This is a genomic window from Streptomyces sp. HUAS MS02, assembly GCF_055702265.1.
The window spans coordinates 6,979,257-6,997,164 of sequence record NZ_CM146747.1 but is presented as its reverse complement, the minus strand read 5'-3'; the positions used below and the strand labels follow the sequence as shown (position 1 = coordinate 6,997,164).

The following is a 17,908-nucleotide window of genomic DNA, read 5'->3' as shown; positions in this document are numbered from 1 at the left end:
CCGCGCTTTCGTAGGCCCCGCCCCCCACCCCGTACGCTGTCGCGGAGCCCCGAGAACGTTGCGGAGCCCTGAGAACAAGGAGTACCCGTGCTCGTCCTGCTGCCCCCGTCCGAAGGCAAGGCACCCTCCTCGGGTGGCGCTCCCCTGAAGCTGGAGGGGCTTTCGCTGCCCACGCTCACGGGGGCACGGGAGGCGGTCGTCGGTGAACTGGTGGAGTTGTGCTCCGGCGACGAGGACAAGGCACGTGAGGTGCTCGGGCTGAGCGAGGGGCTGCGCGGGGAGGTCGCCAAGAACGCGGAGCTGCTGACGGCGGGGACACGGCCGGCCGGACAGGTCTACACGGGCGTGCTGTACGACGCCCTCGGTCTGGCCACCCTGGAGACCGCCGCGAAGCAGCGGGCGGCGCGTTCGCTGCTGGTCTTCTCGGGGCTGTGGGGCGCGGTCCGTGTGACGGACCGGATCCCCTCCTACCGTTGCTCGATGGGCGTGAAGCTGCCCGGCCTCGGAGCGCTCGGCACGCACTGGCGTACGCCGATGGCGACGGCGCTGCCCGAGGCCGCCGGTGACGGGCTCGTCCTCGATCTGCGGTCCTCGGCGTACACGGCCGCGTGGAGGCCGAAGGGCGAGGTGGCCGGGCGGACCGCGACCGTGCGGGTGCTGCACGCGCCCACGCGCAAGGTGGTCAGCCACTTCAACAAGGCGACCAAGGGCCGCATCGTACGGAGCCTGCTGTCCGCCGGGATCGCCCCCGAGGGCCCGGCGGAGCTGGTGGAGGCGCTGCGGGACCTCGGGTACGTGGTGGAGGTGGAGCCGCCGGCCGGTGCCGGGAAGGCGTGGACGTTGGATGTGCTGGTGGACGAGGTTCACTGAGGCCTCCCCCCTCCCCTCCCCTCCCCTCCCGCATCGTTGCAGCATGCGCAATGGTCGTTGTGCATGCTGTTCCGCACGGGCAGGATGACGGCATGTTCTCATCGCCCCCGCCGTCGTCGCATGCCTCTCCGTCCTCGCGCGGCTCCGTCCTCGACCTGGCGCCCGTTCTGCCCGTGGTCGTCGTCGACGACCCCGCCGACGCGGTGCCGCTCGCGCGGGCGCTGGTCGCGGGCGGGTTGCCCGCGATCGAGGTGACCCTGCGGACGCCGGGCGCGCTGGATGCCGTACGGGCGATCTCGGCGGAGGTTCCGGGGGCGGTGGTGGGAGTGGGTACCGTCATCACGCCCACGCAGGTGAGCGAATCCGTCGCGGCGGGCGCGCGTTTCCTGGTCAGCCCGGGGTGGACGGACATGCTGCTGCGGGCGATGCGGGAGTCGGGGGTGCCGTTCCTGCCGGGGGTGTCGACCGCGTCGGAGGTCGTGGCACTCCTGGAACGCGGGGTGCGGGAGATGAAGTTCTTCCCGGCCGACGCGGCGGGCGGTACGGCCTATCTGAAGTCGCTCGCCGGGCCGCTGCCGCAGGCGCGCTTCTGTCCGACCGGCGGGGTCGGGCCGGTCAACGCGCCGGAGTACCTCGCCCTCCCCAACGTCGGTTGTGTGGGCGGTACTTGGATGCTGCCGGCCGACGCCGTGGCCGCCCGGGACTGGACGCGGATCGAGGGGCTGGCGCGGGAAGCGGCGGGGCTCCGCGGCCGCCCGCCCGCCGCGAGTCCTTCAGCGCAGATGTGACGTGTCGTTGAGGAGGCGGAGGGTGGCGTTGCCGTCGGCGTAGTACGCCAGGGCCGACAGGGACGCCGCCGAGAGTTCCATGCGGAACAGGGACTCCGGGGGTGCGCCGAGAGCCAGACGTACGAGGGTCTTGATCGGGGTGACGTGCGTGACGAGCAGGACCGTGCGGCCCCGGTGTGCCGCGACCAGGTCGTCCCTGGTGGCGGCCACGCGCTGGGCGACGGCCGCGAAGCTCTCGCCGCCGCCGGTGGGTTCGGCGTCCGGGGAGGCCAGCCAGGCGTTCATGTCGTCCGGGTAGCGCTCCCGCACCTCGCCGAAGCTCAGGCCCTCCCACGCGCCGAAGTCCGTCTCCCGCAGCCCGTCCTCGACGGTGACCCGCAGCCCCAGCCGGGCCGCGACGATCCCCGCCGTCTCCCGGCAGCGGGCCAGCGGCGACGACACGACCTCCTGGATGGTGCCGCGGGCGGCGAGGGCCGCGGCGACCCGCTCGGCCTGGTACCGGCCGACCTCGGAGAGGGACGGGTCCGAACCGCCGCTCCCCGAGAACCGCTTCTGGGGAGTGAGGGGCGTCTCGCCGTGGCGCAGCAGCACGAAGGTGGCGGGGGTGCCGAGATCGGGGGCGACGGAGGCGACGTTCCTGGCGGCGCGGAGGTCGGCGGCGGTCTTGGCGGCCTCGGCGGCCTGTGGGTCGGCGGCGGGCCGGGCGGCCCCGGCGGCCTGTGGGTCGGCAGCGGGCCGGGCGGCCCTTGGGTCGGCGGAGGTCTGAGCGGCGCGTGGAGCGGCGCCTGAATCGGCGATGGGCTCGGCGGCACGCAGGTCGACTGCGGGTGCGGGTGCGGATGCGGGCGCGGCAGCGCTGCCGGTAGCGCCACCGCTGCCGCTGGCTGCACTGCCGCCAGCGCCAGTGCCGGAGGCGGCGCGGGTGCCAGCGGCGGCGCTGCTGCGAGCGTCAGTGCCGGAGACCGCGCTGCTGCCGACACCGCTGCCGGAGGCGGCACTGGTGCCGGAAGCGGCACTGGTGCCGGAAGCAGCGCTGGTGCCGGAAGCAGCGCTGGTGCCGGAAGCAGCGCTGGTGCCGGAAGCAGCGCTGGTGCGAGCGGCGGCGTTGGTGCCGGCACCGCTGCCAGAGGCGGCACTGCTGCCGATACCGGCCCTGGCCGCGCCCGCGTTCCTGTCCGCCGCCCCGCCCCGGCCCTCCGCCAGTGCCGCCCTCGCCCTCGCCGCGCCCGCCGTCGCGTCCCCGGGCGGGCCCGACGGCTCGGGGGCGGCGGCTGCCGCGGCGGCCCGTGCCGCGCGTGTGTCCAGGTCCGCGGTGGACGCGGCGGCCGACCACTGTTCGCCCCGCTTGCCCGCGTCCATCGCCTCGTTGGCCAGGCGGTCGGCGTGCTTGTTCTGCTCGCGCGGGATCCACTCGTACGTCACACGGCCGGGCGGGAAGACCCGCGCGGCCTCGGCGGCCAGCGGCTTCATGCCGGGGTGCTTGATCTTCCAGCGGCCCGACATCTGCTCGACGACGAGCTTGGAGTCCATCCGGACCCGGACGGCGGCCGCCGGGTCCAGCTCGTACGCCGCCTTCAGGCCCGCGATGAGCCCGCGGTACTCGGCGACGTTGTTCGTGGCGACCCCGATGTACTCGGCGGCCTCCACCAGCGTCTCGCCCGTCGCCGCGTCGAGGACGACCGAGCCGTAGCCCGCGGGCCCCGGGTTGCCCCGGGAACCGCCGTCCGCCTCGACGATGAACTCCCGCATGCCGAAAGCCCTTTGCCGCTCCTGTGCCGCTCCCGCTCCTAGAGGCCCGACTCGGACGTACGGACCAGGATGCGCCCGCAGTTCTCGCAGCGGACGACCGTGTCGGCGGCGGCCTTGCGGACGTCGTTGAAGTCGGTGATCGACAGCTCCTGGCGGCAGCCCTGGCAGGTGCGCTGGTACAGCTTGGCCGCGCCGATGCCGCCCTGCTGGTCGCGCAGCTTGTCGTAGAGCTTGAGGAGGTCCGCGGGGACCGACGCCGCGATGACCTCGCGCTCCTTCGTCACCGTCGCCACCTCCCCGTCGATCTCCTCGAACGCGGCGTCCCGACGGGCGGTCGCGTCGTCGACCTTCCCCTGCACGGCACCGACCCGCTCGGTCAGCTCGGCGACCCGCTCCTGCACGGACTCCCGGCGCTCCATGACCTCCAGGACGATGTCCTCCAGGTCACCCTGCCGCTTGGCGAGCGAGGCGATCTCGCGCTGCAGGTTCTCCAGGTCCTTCGGGGAGGAGACGGCACCCGAGTCCAGGCGCTGCTGGTCGCGGGCGGCGCGCTGGCGCACCTGGTCCACGTCCTGCTCGGCCTTGGTCTGCTCGCGGGCGGTGTCGCTCTCCTCGGTCTGCGCGGCCACGAGCAGGTCGCGCAGCTGGGTGTGGTCCTTCGTCAGTGATTCGATCTCGGCGTGCTCGGGCAGCGACCGGCGCTTGTGCGCGAGCTGCTGGAGGCGTACGTCCAGGGCCTGGACGTCGAGGAGTCGGATCTGGTCGGCGGGCGCGGCGTTCAGTTGGGGGCTCCCAGTGTTTCGGTGGCGGTGGAGGACGCCGCGTGGGCGGTCCAGGGGTCGGTGACCGTCTTGGAGACGTGGACGCGCAGGTCCCATCCCTCCCGGTCGGAGATCTCGTCGAGCTGGGCGGCGGCCAGCTCGCACCAGGGCCATTCGGTGGCCCAGTGCGCGGCGTCGAGCAGCGCGAGAGGCGCGTGGGCGGCTTCCGTGGCGCGGGCGACGGCCTCGGAAGCCGGGTGGTGGCGCAGGTCCGCGGTGAGGAAGGCGTCGACACCGGCCGCGCGTACGTCGTCGAAGAGGCTGTCTCCGGAACCGCCGCTGACGGCGACCGTGCGGACGAGCGCATCGAGGTCGCCGGCCACCCGGATGCCCTGCGCGGTGGCGGGCAGCCGCTCGGCGGCGCGCGCGGCCAGTTCCCGCACGGTCAACGGGTGGTCCAGCTCGCAGACCCGGCCGAGACCGCGACGCCCCGCGGGGTCGACGGGGTCCGGCACGAGAGGGCGTACGACCCTGAGGTCCAGCGCGCCGGCGAGGGCGTCGCTGACGCCCGGGTCGGCGGTGTCGGCGTTGGTGTGGGCGACGTGCAGCGCGATGTCGTGCTTGATGAGGGTGTGCACGACGCGGCCCTTGAAGGTGGAGGCCGCGACCGTCGTCGTACCGCGCAGATAGAGGGGGTGGTGGGTCACCAGCAGGTCGGCGCCCAGCTTCACCGCTTCCTCGACGATCTCCCGGACCGGGTCGACGGCGAACAGGACGCGGCCGATCTCCTGGTCGGGGTCGCCGCAGACCGTGCCGACCGCGTCCCACCCCTCGGCCCTCTCGGGCGGCCAGAGGGCGTCGAGCGCGGCGATGACTTCAGACAGACGGGGCACGCACAAAGGCTACCTGCACTCCTCCTCTCCCCGACCGGCCACGGGTCACTTGACCAGCCGCCCCTCGACGAGCACATCCGTCGCCGTTCCCTCAGGCGAATCACCGGACGAGCACCCTTATGTGTGAAGGGGGCGCGGGTTGTCCCACGTCTGTGCGTACGAAAACTAGCTTCGTCGCCGGAGGTGATCGAACGATGACGGCCTGTACACCCCCCTCCCCCACCACGGGCCACGGGAACGACGCGGGACGGGAGAACGACGCGGAGAACGCCGGCTCGGGCACCGACGGCTCGGGAGACGAGCGCTCGGGACGCGCAGAGAACGGTGAGTACGACGGAAGTCGCGGCAGCGACCGGGACGGGTACGACACCCCACACGGCGGACCGGGCGCAGGCGGGTACGACACCGCACATGGCGGACCGGGCGCAGGCGGGTACGACACCGGACACGGCGGACCGGGCGGCCCGGGTGGAGGCGGCGGGAGCGTCGAGCCCGCGCCGCCCGGTTGTGTGATCACCGCCGACGGGACGTACGCGGCGCGGCTCGCGCTCGACGGCGAGTCCTGGTTCCCCGAGCGCTGGACCCTCGACGGCCACGAGCCGTACGCCGTCCCGCTGCCGGGCAACCAGCCGGAGGAGCCCGGCACCGAAGTGCTCCCCCTCACCGACGGCCGGGTCCTGATCCACCGGCTGGCCGCCGATCTGCACCTGTTCTCGCTCCTCTATCCCACCGGACCCGGCACCGGGGAACTCCCACTCGGCGCGGTCGAGTGCGCCGACCCGGCGACCCGGGTGCGGCTCCTGCCGCCCTCGCCGTGCGGGGAGCGTGCGTACGCCCTCGCCCAGGGCCGGAGTGCGACGGCCGTGTGGCTGGTGGCAGGCGGAACGTTCGGCCCGGAGCTGCTGGCGCAGGTGCCGGGCCGGTGCTCGGGCGGTGTCTGGCTGGACGCGGCGGGCCGGCTGCTCGCCCTGGACCAGGAGTCGGGCGGTCGGACGAAGTCGGTGGTCGTCGATCTGGAGCAGGGCGGCGCGGTCTCGCCGCTGTTGCAGATCGCGGACGACAGCGACGACCGGGTGCTGCTCGCCGATCCCGACAGCGGACTGCTCCTCATCCGCTCGGACGCGCCCTCCCCGGGTCAGGACCGGCTCGGCTGGGGGGTGCTGGGCAGCACGCTGCCGGTCCGTTTCCCGGAGTGCCTGCGGGTGCCGCAGGGACATCGGATCACCCCCTTCGCCATCCAGCCCGGGCAGATCCTCACCCCCGAGAGCTGCGCGGTGGCGTTGCGCGTCGACGGCCCGCGCGGCAGCTGGGTCGGCGTCTGGCGCCCGGCCGCCCGCCGGATCCTCCATCTGCCCGCCCCCGACGGCTGGTTGGCGGGGGCCGGGCTGTGGAGCCGGGAGGGCGTACTGCAACTCCCGTACACGACAGGGGTGGTGCGATGCGGGGTCGCCCGGGTGGGCGTGCCTTGGGGGGAGGAGCCGGAGGAGGTCCGGGACGAGTCACGGAAGGGGGAGGGGGTGCCGCCGTCCGGTCGCGGGTCGGCGGGCACGGGGCCGCCGGGGGCCGGAGGGGCGAGGGCCGGAGGGGAGGACACCGAAGCGTCGGGCACCGTGCCCCTCGATACACGGGTCGATACGCGGGGCGATACGGGTGTCGATACGGGTGTCGATGCGGGTGTCGATACGCGGGCGCTCGGTGAACAGTCGGGCGGCGCGCAGTCGGCCGGTGCGGAACCGTCCGTGCCTGTCGTCGCCCGGCCCGTGCCGTTGCAGCAGGCCCCGTTGGAGGGGCGAGTGCCCGAGGAGGTGACCGTCGGGTGAAGGTCGTGCGGGGGCAGCGCGCCAAGTGGACGAGGCACGGGCGACACGCCCTCGGGCGGCTTCGGGGCGAGCGGGGCGGACCGTTAAAATCACCCGCCGGTAAGAAGATCATTCGACGGGGAACACTTCCAATGAGCGACGTGCACACAACCCAGCCGCCCACCGCCGACCCCCACGAGGCGGAAGGCCACGGCAGGCACCGGGGCCAGATCTCGGCCCACGAAGCCGAGAAGACGAGCCCTCGCGGGCGCCACCGCAAGCCGGCCGAACACACGGAGACGACGACGTCCGCCTGAACGGCGACGGATCCCTCCTGGTCACCTCCGGAGAAACGTCAATTCGGTGCCGGAACCGACCATCACGATGGCACCGGCCCCGCCCGTCACCAACGGGCGGGGCCGGTCCTTTTGTTCTCCGCGCCTCTACGAGGCCCCCGGGCCGTGCCGCAGCCCCAGCACCTCCGCCGCCGCGAACGTCTCACCCTCCGGCCGGGCCATGTAGTACGGCGTCAGCAGGCCGTCCAGCTCGTCGTACGTGAACGCGTCCTGTTTGGTGTCGAACTTGGCCTGGACGCGCGGGCGTTCGACGATCGCCACCATGCCCCCGTGGACGACGAGCAGCTGGCCGTTCACCTGCGCGGCGGCGGGCGAGGCGAGGTAGCCCACGAGGGGGGCGACGTGTTCGGGGGCGAGTGGGTCGAGTCCGGTGTCGGTGCCGTCGGGTGCCCCCGGCAGGCCCGCGAAGACGTCCTCGGTCATCCGGGTGCGGGCGCGCGGGCAGATGACGTTCGCGGTGACGCCGTACTTGGCGAGCGCGAGTGCCGTGGAGGTGGTCAGCCCGACGATGCCGCCCTTCGCGGCGGCGTAGTTGGGCTGCCCGGCGGACCCGGCGAGGAACGCCTCGGAGGAGGTGTTCACCACCCGCCCGTAGACCCGTCCCCCGCCCTCGCCCGACTTCGCCCGTGCCCGCCAGTGGGCGGAGGCGAACCGGATCGTGTTGAAGTGGCCCTTGAGGTGCACCCGGACGACCGAGTCCCACTCGTCCTCGGACATCGAGAAGACCATCCGGTCGCGCAGGATGCCCGCGTTGTTGACGAGGATGTCGAGTCTGCCGAACTCGGCTATCGCCAACTCGACCAGCTCTCGCGCCTGTTCGTGGTCGGAGACGTCACCGATGTGCGCCACCGCCTGACCGCCGGCCGCGCGGATCGACTCCGCGACCTCCTCGGCGGGCCCGGTGGACACCTCACCGGAACCGTCCCGTCCCGGGCGGCCGTAGTCGTTGACGACCACGGCCGCGCCCAGGCGGGCCAGCTCCAGCGCTTCCACCCGGCCGAGCCCGCGCCCCGCGCCGGTGACGATCGCGGACAGTCCTTCAAGGGGCAGTGCCACTGCCGAGTCCCTTCCGCCGAAGCCGATTCACTCGCGAGCCGGAGCCATGTCAGATGTCGGTCTCCGGAACCTTCAGATGTCGGTCTCCGCAACCGTCAGATCTCGATACAGGTGCGGAGCGCCACGCCCGTCCGCATCTGGTCCAGCGCCTCGTTGATGTCGGAGAGGGGCACCCGGTGGGTGATCAGCCCCGCGAGGTCGATGCGGCCGGCGCGCCAGAGGGCGATGGCCCGCTCGTAGGAGCGCAGGACGTCTCCGCCGCCGTACATGGAGGGCAGGATCCGCTTCTCGTCGAAGAACAGCTCGAACATGCTGAGCTGGAGGAAGTCGTCCAGCGCGCCCGCGCCCACCACGACGAGGGTGCCGCCGCGCCGGGTGGCCTCGTACGCCGTGCGGGCGGTGGCCGAACGTCCGACGACCTCGAAGACGTAGTCGAAGCCCTCGCCACCCGTGACGGACTGCTTGGCGTCGGCCAGTTCGTCCGGCGAGATCGCCTTGGTGGCCCCGAACTTGAGCGCCGCCTCGCGTCGTGAGACCACGGGGTCGACGGCGACGATCTCGGCCGCGCCCTTGAGCCGGGCACCCTGGATCGCCGAGATGCCGACGCCGCCGCAACCGATGACCGCGACCGACGAACCGGCCTCCACGTCAGCGGTGTTGAGGGCGGCACCGAGCCCGGTGGTGACGCCGCAGCCGATGAGGGCGGCGATGTCGAAGGGCACGTCGTCCGGTATCGGCACGGCGCAGCCCGCGTCGACCACGACCTCCTCGGCGAACGTGCCGGTGCCCGCGAAGCCGAAGACGTCCCCGGCGGGCCGCTTGAAGTTGGGCGTGCCGGCGTTGAGGAATCCGGCGAGGCAGAGGTGGGTCTGGCCGCGCTTGCAGGCGGGACAGGTGCCGCAGGCCGGGAGCCAGCACACGACGACGCGGTCGCCGGGCTTCACGTGGCTCACGCCTTCCCCGACTTCGACTATCTCGCCGGCGCCCTCGTGTCCGGGGACGAACGGTCCGGGCTGCGGCAGCACCCCGGCCATGGCGGACAGGTCCGAGTGGCACAGCCCGGTGGCCCGCACCCGGATCTTCACCCTGCCCGGCCCGAAGCCCACCGCCTCGACGTCGTCGAGCACGTCCAGTTTGTCCTGGCCGATCTCGTGCAGTACGGCTGCGCGCATGGTGCAGCTCCCCTCGGAAGTATCAGAAGTACCCGTGATCCGCTGATTCGCCGCTCATGCGTGGTAGCCCGTCTCGACGAGCGTGTCCGCGAGGACCGGGGCGTCGTCCCGCTCGACAGCGGTCACGGTCACCCGCACCGCGTGGTCGTCCGGCCGCCACATCCGGATCCGGAGGGTCTCGCCCGGGAAGACGACGCCCGCGAAACGCGTCCCGTAGGAGCGGACCCGGCCGACGTCCCCGCCGAGCACCGTGTCGACCACGGCCTTCAGGGTCATCCCGTAGGTGCACAGCCCGTGCAGGATCGGCCGGTCGAACCCGGCGCGCCCCGCGAACTCCGGGTCGGCGTGCAGCGGGTTCCAGTCGCCGGAGAGGCGGTAGAGCAGCGCCTGGTCCTCGCGGACGGTGCGCTCCACCTCTTTGTCGGGTGCGGTCGTGGGCGGTTCCTGGCGGGCGGACGGGCCGCGGTCGCCGCCCCAGCCGCCCTCTCCGCGGACGAAGATCTGCGCCTCGTTGACCCACAGCGGGCCCTCGGCGTCGGCGACCTCGGTCCGCATCACGAGGACGGCCGCCTTGCCCTTGTCGTACACCGCCGCCACCCGTGAGGTCGCCGTGGCCCGCCCCTCGACCGGGATCGGCCGTCGGAGTTCGACGCGCTGGCCGCCGTGCAGGACCTTGGCGAGGTCGACGTCTACACCGGGCACGTTCAGGCCGCCGATCACGTCCGGTGAGCCGGCACCCGCGACGGTGGCGAAGCTCGGCAGGACGTGCAACCGCGACTCCAGCGTGTAGCGCAGTTCGTCGGGGTCGGTCGCGGGGGTGCCCGCACCGATCCCGAGGTGGTAGAGCAGGACGTCCTTCCGCGTCCACGCGATCTCAGCGGATCGGGGGTCTGCCGCGAGCGCCTTGGCTGCGTCGATGGGCATGGGGCTCCTGGACGGTCCGGGGCGGGTGGCGTGGGCTGAGGAACCTCGGTACGGCCGTCCGCACCAGCGGCCGCACCGAGGTCGTCACGGCCGACCCGGAACCCGCCCACCTAGAACGCGTTCCAGTCCGGCGACCCTCTGTATAGCCCAGCCTCGTGCACATGTGAAGACTCCTGACAGTACGTCAGATCCGGACATGGAGGGGGGAGGGACAGCGGGCCACGGACCGCCCGTTCACTGCACCACTCTCACCGACTCGCACTCGCCCCCCACCGGCGCCGACGGGGGCACCGCGAGCCAGCTCGCCCGGACGCCATCCGGTTGGAGGATGCACATGAGGGCGGGCGCGGACCGTCGCCTCGGTCCGCGAGGAGATGCCGCAGGGGCGAGACCGATGGTCCGCCTCCCCCTGGCGCCCCGCTGGCGCCCCGCCCCCTGCCCCCCCGACGGCCGCCCGACACCCTCGTCCGCCGGCGACCCGCCCTCCCTGACGGCGCGTCACTTTCCCATGGGCAAGTCAAGATTTCGTTAGTCACTCGAACCAACGGAATAGTTGCCCAGGCACACGAGGTTCAGGCGGCATACACCCTCGCCCGGCCAGGAGGCCCCGCTCCATGACACAGCCGCACACACCGCCGACCCCCGAGGCCCCCACCACACACGCCGGCCGAGCGATCGTCCCGGTGCTGGCCTTCGCGGGAATCGTGGTCGCGGTGATGCAGACCCTGCTGGTCCCGGTGATCAAGGACCTGCCGCAGCTGCTGGACACCTCGCCCAGCAACGCGACCTGGGTCCTGACCTCCACCCTCCTGTCCGGTGCCGTGGCCACGCCGATCATGGGCCGTCTCGGCGACCTCTACGGCAAGCGCCGGATGCTGCTCGCCAGCCTGGCGGTGATGGTGGTCGGGGCGCTGCTCAGCGGTTTCACCAGCACGCTCGTGCCGATGATCGTCGGCCGTACCTTGCAGGGCTTCGCCATGGGCGCGATCCCGCTGGGCATCGGCCTGATGCGTGACGAGCTCCCCCGCGAACGCCTCGGCTCCGCCATGGCGCTGATGAGCTCGTCCATAGGGGTCGGCGGCGGACTCGCGCTGCCGTTGGCCGCCGCGGTCGCCCAGAACACCGACTGGCACGTCCTCTTCTTCGGCGCCGCCGGCCTCGGTCTGCTCTCCATCGTCCTCACCCTGGTCGCCGTACCGGAGACCAGGACGCGCGCGGCGGGCACCTTCGACCACCTCGGCGCCCTCGGCCTCTCCCTCGGTCTCGTCCTCTTCCTCCTGCCGATCACCAAGGGCAGCGACTGGGGCTGGACCTCCGCGACGACGCTCGGGATGTTCGCCGCGTCGGCCGTGGTCCTGCTGCTCTGGGGTGTTCTGGAGCTGCGTGTCGCCGCGCCCCTGGTGGATCTGCGGACCACCGTCCGCCGTGAGGTCCTGCTCACCAACCTCGCCTCGATCATGGTCGGTGTCTCCTTCTTCGTCGTCTCCCTGGTCCTGCCGCAGCTCCTCCAGCTGCCCTCCGCCACCGGTTACGGGCTCGGGCAGTCGATGATCGTCGCGGGTCTGTGCGTGGCCCCGCTCGGGCTGACGATGATGTTCACGGCGCCGGTGTACGCCCGGATCTCCGCCAAGTACGGGCCCAAGAGCACCCTCATCCTGGGCCTGCTGATCATCGCGGTCGGCTACGGGGCCGGGCTCGGCCTGATGAGCGCCGCGTGGCAGACCGTGGTGGTGTCGGTGGTGCTCGGCGCGGGCATCGGGCTCGCCTACTCCTCGCTCCCGGCGCTGATCGTCGGCGCGGTCGATCCGTCCGAGACGGGGGCGGCCAACGGACTCAACACGCTCATGCGCTCCATCGGTACGTCCGTGTCGAGCGCCGTCGTCGGCATGGTGCTGGCGAACACCGCGAACGAGGTGGGTGGGGTCGAGATCCCCACGATGCACGGCTTCCGCGTGTCCTTCCTCATCGCCGCGGCCGCGGTCGCGGTCGGGCTCGTGCTGGCCCTGTTCCTCCCTGGCCGCCGCCCCGCGCTGACGCTTCGTGCGGGCGGCGAAGCCGGGGGGACCGGGGAAGGCGACGCCGTCGCCGGGGAGGGCCGGGTGGTCGTCGCCTCCCGCTGACGTTGCGCCGTGACGGTTGCGTGCCGTTCGATGCCGTCCGCGGGTCCGGTGGGGGCTGGTCGCGCAGTTCCCCGCGCCCCTTGAGGGCCTACGGCCACTCCGGGGCGAAAAGCGCGGGGCGCAGCCCCTGGGCATGGGTCCTCCGGTGCTTTTCAGGGGCGCGGGGAACTGCGCGAGAAGCCCCACGCACCCGCAGCCGAACACCCGGCCCCACCCGGCGCGCACCGCATGGCAGCATGGGGCGCCCCCGCTCGTACGACCATCACACGGAGGACCCATGCCCGCGGCACCCCACCCGCACCCGGCCCCGCCGACGCCGGCGCCCGCGCCCGCGCCCGCGCCGGAGATTCTCGGCGCCTTCGAGGGGGCCAAGGGGTTCATGCCGGTGGCGGAAGGGCTCGCGCTCTACGCCGCGGCCGTCGAGGCGGGCCGACGGGGGCTGCCGCTGCTGGAGGTGGGGACGTACTGCGGCCGGTCCACGATCCTGCTGGCCGACGCCGCGCGTGCGGCCGGGGTCACCGCGATCACGGTCGACCATCACCGGGGCAGTGAGGAGCAGCAGCCGGGCTGGGAGTACCACGACGAGTCCACCGTCGACCCCGAGGTGGGCCGCATGGACACGCTCCCCACCTTCCGCCGCACCCTCCACCGCGCGGGCCTGGAGGACCACGTCGTCGCGGTCGTCGGCCGTTCCCCGCAGGTCGCCGCGTTCTGGGGCACCCCCCTGGCCTTCGTGTTCATCGACGGCGGCCACACCGACGAGCACGCCACCGCCGACTACGAGGGCTGGGCCCCGCACATCGCCCCGGGCGGCCTCCTCGTCATCCACGACGTCTTCCCCGACCCCGAGGACGAGTTCACCGGCCAGGCCCCGTACCGCGTCTACCTCCGCGCCCTGGCCTCCGGCGCCTTCACCGAGGTCTCGGCCACGGACTCCCTGCGGGTGCTGCGGCGGACGGGCACCGGCATCTGAGCCGCGATGCCGGACCCGGCTAGGCCACGTCCATGCCGTAGTCCTGCACCAGTTCCTCCAGACCGCCCCCGTACCCCTTGCCGCCCACGACGAAGTCCCAGTCGCCGTTGGTGCGGCGGCGGAAGGAGCCGAGGGTCAGGGCCGTTTCGGCGGCGCGGCCGTCGGAGACGTCCAGGCGGCCCTGTTCGGCGCGGGAGGGGTCCAGGAGGCGGATGCCGGCGTCGGTGAAGCCGGAGAGGTCGGCGTCGGGGTTCACGGCCGGGTCGATCGCGGCGACCAGGACCAGACGGTCGGCCGTCGCGGGCAGCGCGTCGAAGGAGACCTGGATCGCGGCCTTGTCGGGGACGGTCGGCGGGACGACGCGGACCGCGCCGTCGGGGGTGCGGAGGTTGTTGTAGAAGACGAAGTGGTCGTCGCTGAGGACGCGGTTGCCGTGGCAGACGAGCGCGCAGACGTCCACGGCGACGCCGCCCGTCCAGTACATGCCGAGCACGCTGTAGTCCCCGGGGTCCCCGGGGCGAGCGTCCGTGGTCGGGCCCGGAGCCACCCCGGACGCTGCCCCCGCCCCTCCCGTCGCGTCCGGCGAGGTCCGCTGGGCGGGCAGCCTGGGGTCGGCCGTGGGCAGCACCACCGTCGGATCGGCCATCGGCATCACCAACGTGGCGTCGGCCGAGGGCATCACCACGGTGGCGTCGGTCGACGACACCGGCGCGGGGCGCTCACCGGGGCCCAGGCGCCCGCGCAGCCCGTGCCGGTGCAGCAGGTCGACGAGTTCGCGGCCCGAGATCAGCTCCAGCGGTTTGCCGTTGGCGAAGGTGTGGGAGCCGGGGCCGAACTTGGACGTCGTCACCAGGACGCCCTTGTTGGCGCCGGCGTCCTGGACCGTGCCGTAGAGGTCACGGACGGCGCTCGGCGGGACGGTGTTGCGGTAGCGCTTGACCTGGACGACGATCTTGCCGCCGCGGATCGGGGTCGGGTCCAGGGCGTCGACGTCCACCCCGCCGTCGCCCGAGCGCTGGGTCGTGACGGCCTGCATCCCCATGGCCCGGAACAGCTCCGCGACCAGTGCCTCGAAGGCGAGGGGGTCCATCTCCAGGAGGTCCGGCTCGTCCTCGCCGCCGTGGACGACGACACCGTCGCCCACGTCGTCGGGCCTGCGTCCGGGGCGGACGGCGGTGCGCTGGTCCGGTCGTGCGGACAGCTGTCCCCGTAGGCCGTCCGTCAGACAGTCGACGGCGCTCACCTGTTCCAGGTGCAGCTCGGCGAAGACCGGCCGGGGCACCGTGACGGTCACCAGGAAGAGCTCGGCGCGGCGCCCGGTCACCGGGTCGTGGTCGTCCACGAACCCGTTCAGGACGACCGACTCCAGCGCGCCGAACTCGTCGGCGGCGAACAGGTCGTGCAGCACCAGGAGGGTGCACTGGGCGAGGACGTCACGGTAGAGGGCCCGCCGCTGGGTGACCGGGCGCGGGCGCTCCTTGTCCTGGTCGACGCTCGGCATGTAGACGACGCTCTTCGTCTCGGGGACGACGTCGTACCGGGGCAGTTCCCAGTCCAGGACCAGTTGCCGTGCCGCCGGGTCGTAGGCGGCGCGGACTCCGCGCGGAAAGCCCTCGGGCCAGGCGGACGAGGCGTAGAGGGCGGCGGAGAAGTAGTCGACGGCGGCTTCCGGGTCGCCGTCGCGCAGTGCGCTCGCCATCTGCGCGAGCCCGGCGTTGTGCCGCCGGATCTCCGTCCGCTGACCTTCCGCCCACTGCTCGTACTGCCGCTGGTACCGGGCCAGTTGCTGCTGCCTCTGGGCCTCGGCGGCCTGGGCCGCGTGCCAGTCGTGCTCGAACCGGGCGCGCGCCTCGGCCTGCGCCTGGGCGCGCCGCTGGGCGGACCAACCGCCCTGCGCCTGGTAGTGGTCGGGTTCCGGCATGGGAACGGGCTGCCCGAGCGGCCCCGGGGAGAAGGGCTCCAGGCGTTCGGAACGGGTGAGGGACGCGGCCCTGAACGCCGGGGCCCGGCAGCCCGCGACCAACAGCCCTTCCAACGCCCGTACCCACGAGTCCAGTTCCTCCGTACGCCGCCGCGCCTCCGCCTCGCGCTGCTGCCGGTACGCCACCTGCTGCTCGCGCTGGCTGCGGGCCACCTCCCGCTGGTACGCGCGTTGTCGCCGCTCGTACTCGCGCTGCTGCCGGGCCCGCTCCTCCGACTGACGCTGCTGCTGGCGTTGTGCCTCGGCCCAGATGCCGGCCAACCCGTTGGAGCGACGACTCATGCGCTACAGGCCCTCCCACCGGGGCCCCCGACCGCGCGACCAGGCCCCGCCCCCACAACCAGACGTAACCGCACGACTTTATCCCGCGACGGCGCGTCCGCCTACCGCTACCGCTGGTCAGCCGCACGTCGGTCGTCGGCCGTGGGACTGCCCGTGGGACTGCCCGTGGGACTGCCCGTGGGGCGGCTTCCCGCCCCCTACCCCATGTACCGGACCAGCAGATAGACAGCGGCCGCCACGACGACCACCACCGCGGCGACCGCCGCGCGGTAGGCCCGGGTGGGGAGGGGGCGCGGCGGCGCGGGCGGCGGGGTTTCCTGGCGCGGCGGGCGGGCGCGGCCGGCGGGGCTGCCGTGGATCAGAGGGGCCGGCAGGGGGCCGACGATCGGTGCCAGGGGCGGCTGCCAGTCCGCCTCGTCGCCGGTTCCGGTCGCCCATGGCTGGAGCCGGCCCGTGGCCAGACGGCGCCAGCGGTTGCCCGAGGAGTCGGTGAACTCGACGGAGCAGAGCAGGGGCGAGGGCGGTGAGCCGGTGGCCGAGGTCATCGGGAGGCCGACGGTGAGCCGGCCGCCGGCCGGAAGGATCTCCCGGCCGTCGAGGCGGACGCCGTCGTAGTGGACGGCGACCTGGACGAGCGGCTGGTTGCTGGTGTTGACCGCTTCGAGGTGCCACCGCGCGTATCCGTCCGCGAGCACCGAGCGGCTGCTGCCCATGGTGACGTGCAGCAGCGACGACTGGATCAGCTTCTCCCGCTGGTCCGCCTCGCGTTCGCGGTCCTCGATACGGCGTTCCCGATCGGCCAGCCGAGCGGCCTGACGGACGTTGTGACGGTGCCCGGCGATGCTGACGACGAGCGCCGAAGCCCCCACCACGGCCCCGAGGACCGCGATCACCACCTCGATCATCCCCGTACTCTGACCTGCCGACGGCCGACGGGTCCAGTCGGCGCCGCCGAACCCCGCGCGGTGCCGCCAGGGGTTCCCGCCCGTGTGCCGCCCGACCCGTAAGGTGGCAGGCGTGTCGTACGTAGGCCCGGACTTCGATCCGCCCCAGCCCCGCCGTTCCGCCCTTCGCCGTCCGCTGACCGTGGCGGTGGCCGCGGTCGTGGTAGGGGCGGTGGCCGGGTGGGGGGTCTGGCAGGTCACCGGGGGTTCCGGAGGCGGGGACGGCGGGTCGGACAGCGCGAAGGTGCCGCAGACGCGGTCGGCGACCACTCCCCCGGCGAGCGGCGATCCCACCGCGCCCACCGACGCCGGCAACGGTGACGGCGGCCGTGGCAGTGGCGAGGAGGACGGCGACGGCAAGAAGGCGAGCCCCTCCGGTTCCGCCTCCGCGCCGGCCGCGACGGGGCCCCTGAAGGGCAAGGTCGTCGTCATCGACCCGGGGCACAACCCCGGCAACTTCCAGCACACCGCCGAGATCAACCGCAAGGTGAACGTCGGGACGCACGCGAAGGAGTGCGACACGACGGGGACGACCACCAACGTCGGTTACCTGGAGGCCGAGTTCACGCTGGACGTCGCCCGCCGGTTGCGCACGCTCCTCCAGCAGCAGGGCGCCACGGTGAAGTTCACGCAGGACGACGACCGCGCGTGGGGTCCGTGCATCGACGAGCGGGCGCGGATCGGCAACGAGGCGAAGGCGGACGCGGTGGTGTCGATCCACGCGGACGGCTCCGGGTCCGGCAACCGCGGCTTCCACGTCATCCTGCCGGGCTCGGTGAACGAGGGCGCCGCGGACACCCGGCCCATCGTCGCCCCGTCCCGTGACCTCGGCGAGCGCGTCGCGGGCTACTTCGTCCGCGCGACCGGCAGCGCCCCCTCCAACTACGTCGGCGACGGCACCGGCATCGTCACCCGCACCGACCTCGGCGGCCTCAACCTCTCCACGGTCCCGAAGGTGTTCATCGAGTGCGGCAACATGCGCGACAGCAAGGACGCGGCGCAGCTCACCAGCGGAGCCTGGCGCCAGAAAGCGGCCCGGGGAATCTCGGACGGCATCACCAGCTTCCTCGAAAATTGAACAACTTTCCCTTTGGGGAATGCGTGTGGCGGTCTCAATCTGTCAACAGTTCCCGCCGAGTTCATCGAGTGCGCGGGGATACGCGATATCCATGACGGGGCACCGCTGACCAGCGGTGCCTGGCGGACAGGATGCGCGCGGGGGAACCTCTGAGGGAATCGT

The 17,908-nt window shown here is 73.0% G+C and carries 15 protein-coding genes; 7 read left to right on the top strand and 8 right to left on the bottom strand.

Features of this window, described 5'->3' with window-relative positions; translation table 11 throughout:
- Positions 1 to 87: 87 nt before the first annotated feature.
- Both yaaA and eda read left to right on the top strand, forming a co-directional pair.
- Positions 88 to 870 carry a peroxide stress protein YaaA gene (gene yaaA, locus ACZ9QC_RS30115; RefSeq protein ID WP_472915983.1) on the top strand — a complete coding sequence of 261 codons (783 nt, stop codon included), beginning with the start codon at positions 88 to 90 and terminating at the stop codon, positions 868 to 870.
- Positions 871 to 962: 92 nt separating this feature from the next.
- Positions 963 to 1,658 carry a bifunctional 4-hydroxy-2-oxoglutarate aldolase/2-dehydro-3-deoxy-phosphogluconate aldolase gene (gene eda, locus ACZ9QC_RS30110; RefSeq protein WP_472915982.1) on the top strand — a complete coding sequence of 232 codons (696 nt, stop codon included), beginning with the start codon at positions 963 to 965 and terminating at the stop codon, positions 1,656 to 1,658.
- On the opposite strand, the gene ACZ9QC_RS30105 is transcribed toward eda, so the two are convergent.
- The 3 genes from ACZ9QC_RS30105 to ACZ9QC_RS30095 are packed head-to-tail and all read right to left on the bottom strand — an operon-like array spanning position 1,644 to position 5,061.
- Complete coding sequence (locus tag ACZ9QC_RS30105) at positions 1,644 to 3,407, bottom strand: bifunctional RNase H/acid phosphatase (protein ID WP_472915981.1); 1,764 nt, start codon at positions 3,405 to 3,407, stop codon at positions 1,644 to 1,646. The genes eda and ACZ9QC_RS30105 overlap by 15 nt on opposite strands.
- Before the next feature lie 38 nt (positions 3,408 to 3,445).
- Positions 3,446 to 4,189, bottom strand: a complete 744-nt coding sequence (locus tag ACZ9QC_RS30100; protein ID WP_472921851.1) for a zinc ribbon domain-containing protein — start codon at positions 4,187 to 4,189, stop codon at positions 3,446 to 3,448.
- The gene (locus ACZ9QC_RS30095) at positions 4,186 to 5,061 is read right to left on the bottom strand and encodes a Nif3-like dinuclear metal center hexameric protein (protein ID WP_472915980.1); all 876 of its coding nucleotides are present in this window, start codon (positions 5,059 to 5,061) and stop codon (positions 4,186 to 4,188) included. Before ACZ9QC_RS30095 ends, ACZ9QC_RS30100 begins: the two co-directional genes overlap by 4 nt.
- 194 nt (positions 5,062 to 5,255) lie before the next feature.
- On the opposite strand from ACZ9QC_RS30095, the gene ACZ9QC_RS30090 reads away from it, so the two are divergent.
- Both ACZ9QC_RS30090 and ACZ9QC_RS30085 read left to right on the top strand, forming a co-directional pair.
- Positions 5,256 to 6,881, top strand: a complete 1,626-nt coding sequence (locus tag ACZ9QC_RS30090; RefSeq protein WP_472915979.1) for a hypothetical protein — start codon at positions 5,256 to 5,258, stop codon at positions 6,879 to 6,881.
- Between the two features lie 131 nt (positions 6,882 to 7,012).
- On the top strand, positions 7,013 to 7,177 hold the full coding sequence (locus ACZ9QC_RS30085) for a hypothetical protein (RefSeq protein ID WP_365671310.1): 165 nt from the start codon (positions 7,013 to 7,015) through the stop codon (positions 7,175 to 7,177).
- 126 nt (positions 7,178 to 7,303) lie between these two features.
- Here the strand turns inward: ACZ9QC_RS30085 and ACZ9QC_RS30080 are convergent, their stop codons facing one another.
- The 3 genes from ACZ9QC_RS30080 to ACZ9QC_RS30070 form a co-directional block, all read right to left on the bottom strand.
- On the bottom strand, positions 7,304 to 8,272 hold the full coding sequence (locus tag ACZ9QC_RS30080; RefSeq protein ID WP_472915978.1) for a 3-oxoacyl-ACP reductase: 969 nt from the start codon (positions 8,270 to 8,272) through the stop codon (positions 7,304 to 7,306).
- 95 nt (positions 8,273 to 8,367) lie between these two features.
- Positions 8,368 to 9,444, bottom strand: coding sequence for a Zn-dependent alcohol dehydrogenase (locus ACZ9QC_RS30075; RefSeq protein WP_472915977.1), 1,077 nt, complete (start codon positions 9,442 to 9,444; stop codon positions 8,368 to 8,370).
- A 54-nt stretch (positions 9,445 to 9,498) separates the two neighbouring features.
- Positions 9,499 to 10,368 (bottom strand): MaoC/PaaZ C-terminal domain-containing protein, encoded by an 870-nt coding sequence (locus ACZ9QC_RS30070; protein ID WP_472915976.1) that lies wholly within the window; start codon positions 10,366 to 10,368, stop codon positions 9,499 to 9,501.
- Positions 10,369 to 10,982: 614 nt separating this feature from the next.
- Here ACZ9QC_RS30070 and ACZ9QC_RS30065 point away from each other — a divergent pair.
- Together ACZ9QC_RS30065 and ACZ9QC_RS30060 are read left to right on the top strand one after the other, a co-directional pair.
- Positions 10,983 to 12,488, top strand: coding sequence for an MFS transporter (locus tag ACZ9QC_RS30065; RefSeq protein WP_472915975.1), 1,506 nt, complete (start codon positions 10,983 to 10,985; stop codon positions 12,486 to 12,488).
- A 277-nt stretch (positions 12,489 to 12,765) separates the two neighbouring features.
- Positions 12,766 to 13,461, top strand: a complete 696-nt coding sequence (locus ACZ9QC_RS30060) for a class I SAM-dependent methyltransferase (protein WP_472915974.1) — start codon at positions 12,766 to 12,768, stop codon at positions 13,459 to 13,461.
- A gap of 19 nt (positions 13,462 to 13,480) precedes the next feature.
- Here ACZ9QC_RS30060 and ACZ9QC_RS30055 read toward each other — a convergent pair whose 3' ends face one another.
- Positions 13,481 to 15,724, bottom strand: coding sequence for a restriction endonuclease (locus ACZ9QC_RS30055; RefSeq protein ID WP_472915973.1), 2,244 nt, complete (start codon positions 15,722 to 15,724; stop codon positions 13,481 to 13,483).
- A gap of 197 nt (positions 15,725 to 15,921) precedes the next feature.
- A complete protein-coding gene (locus ACZ9QC_RS30050) occupies positions 15,922 to 16,629 on the bottom strand; it encodes a hypothetical protein (protein ID WP_472915972.1) in 708 nt (235 codons plus the stop codon).
- A 112-nt stretch (positions 16,630 to 16,741) separates the two neighbouring features.
- Here ACZ9QC_RS30050 and ACZ9QC_RS30045 point away from each other — a divergent pair, with 112 nt between their 5' ends.
- Positions 16,742 to 17,746, top strand: a complete 1,005-nt coding sequence (locus ACZ9QC_RS30045) for an N-acetylmuramoyl-L-alanine amidase (RefSeq protein WP_472915971.1) — start codon at positions 16,742 to 16,744, stop codon at positions 17,744 to 17,746.
- Positions 17,747 to 17,908 lie beyond the last annotated feature (162 nt).

Excerpts from the sequence above, each read along its gene's own strand:
- eda (WP_472915982.1), top strand. The coding sequence starts at position 963 with ATGTTCTCATCGCCCCCGCCGTCGTCGCATGCCTCTCCGTCCTCGCGC.
- ACZ9QC_RS30105 (WP_472915981.1), bottom strand. The coding sequence starts at position 3,407 with ATGCGGGAGTTCATCGTCGAGGCGGACGGCGGTTCCCGGGGCAACCCG.
- ACZ9QC_RS30090 (WP_472915979.1), top strand. The coding sequence starts at position 5,256 with ATGACGGCCTGTACACCCCCCTCCCCCACCACGGGCCACGGGAACGAC.
- ACZ9QC_RS30085 (WP_365671310.1), top strand. The coding sequence starts at position 7,013 with ATGAGCGACGTGCACACAACCCAGCCGCCCACCGCCGACCCCCACGAG.
- ACZ9QC_RS30075 (WP_472915977.1), bottom strand. The coding sequence starts at position 9,444 with ATGCGCGCAGCCGTACTGCACGAGATCGGCCAGGACAAACTGGACGTG.
- ACZ9QC_RS30070 (WP_472915976.1), bottom strand. The coding sequence starts at position 10,368 with ATGCCCATCGACGCAGCCAAGGCGCTCGCGGCAGACCCCCGATCCGCT.
- ACZ9QC_RS30065 (WP_472915975.1), top strand. The coding sequence starts at position 10,983 with ATGACACAGCCGCACACACCGCCGACCCCCGAGGCCCCCACCACACAC.
- ACZ9QC_RS30060 (WP_472915974.1), top strand. The coding sequence starts at position 12,766 with ATGCCCGCGGCACCCCACCCGCACCCGGCCCCGCCGACGCCGGCGCCC.
- ACZ9QC_RS30055 (WP_472915973.1), bottom strand. The coding sequence starts at position 15,724 with ATGAGTCGTCGCTCCAACGGGTTGGCCGGCATCTGGGCCGAGGCACAA.
- ACZ9QC_RS30050 (WP_472915972.1), bottom strand. The coding sequence starts at position 16,629 with ATGATCGAGGTGGTGATCGCGGTCCTCGGGGCCGTGGTGGGGGCTTCG.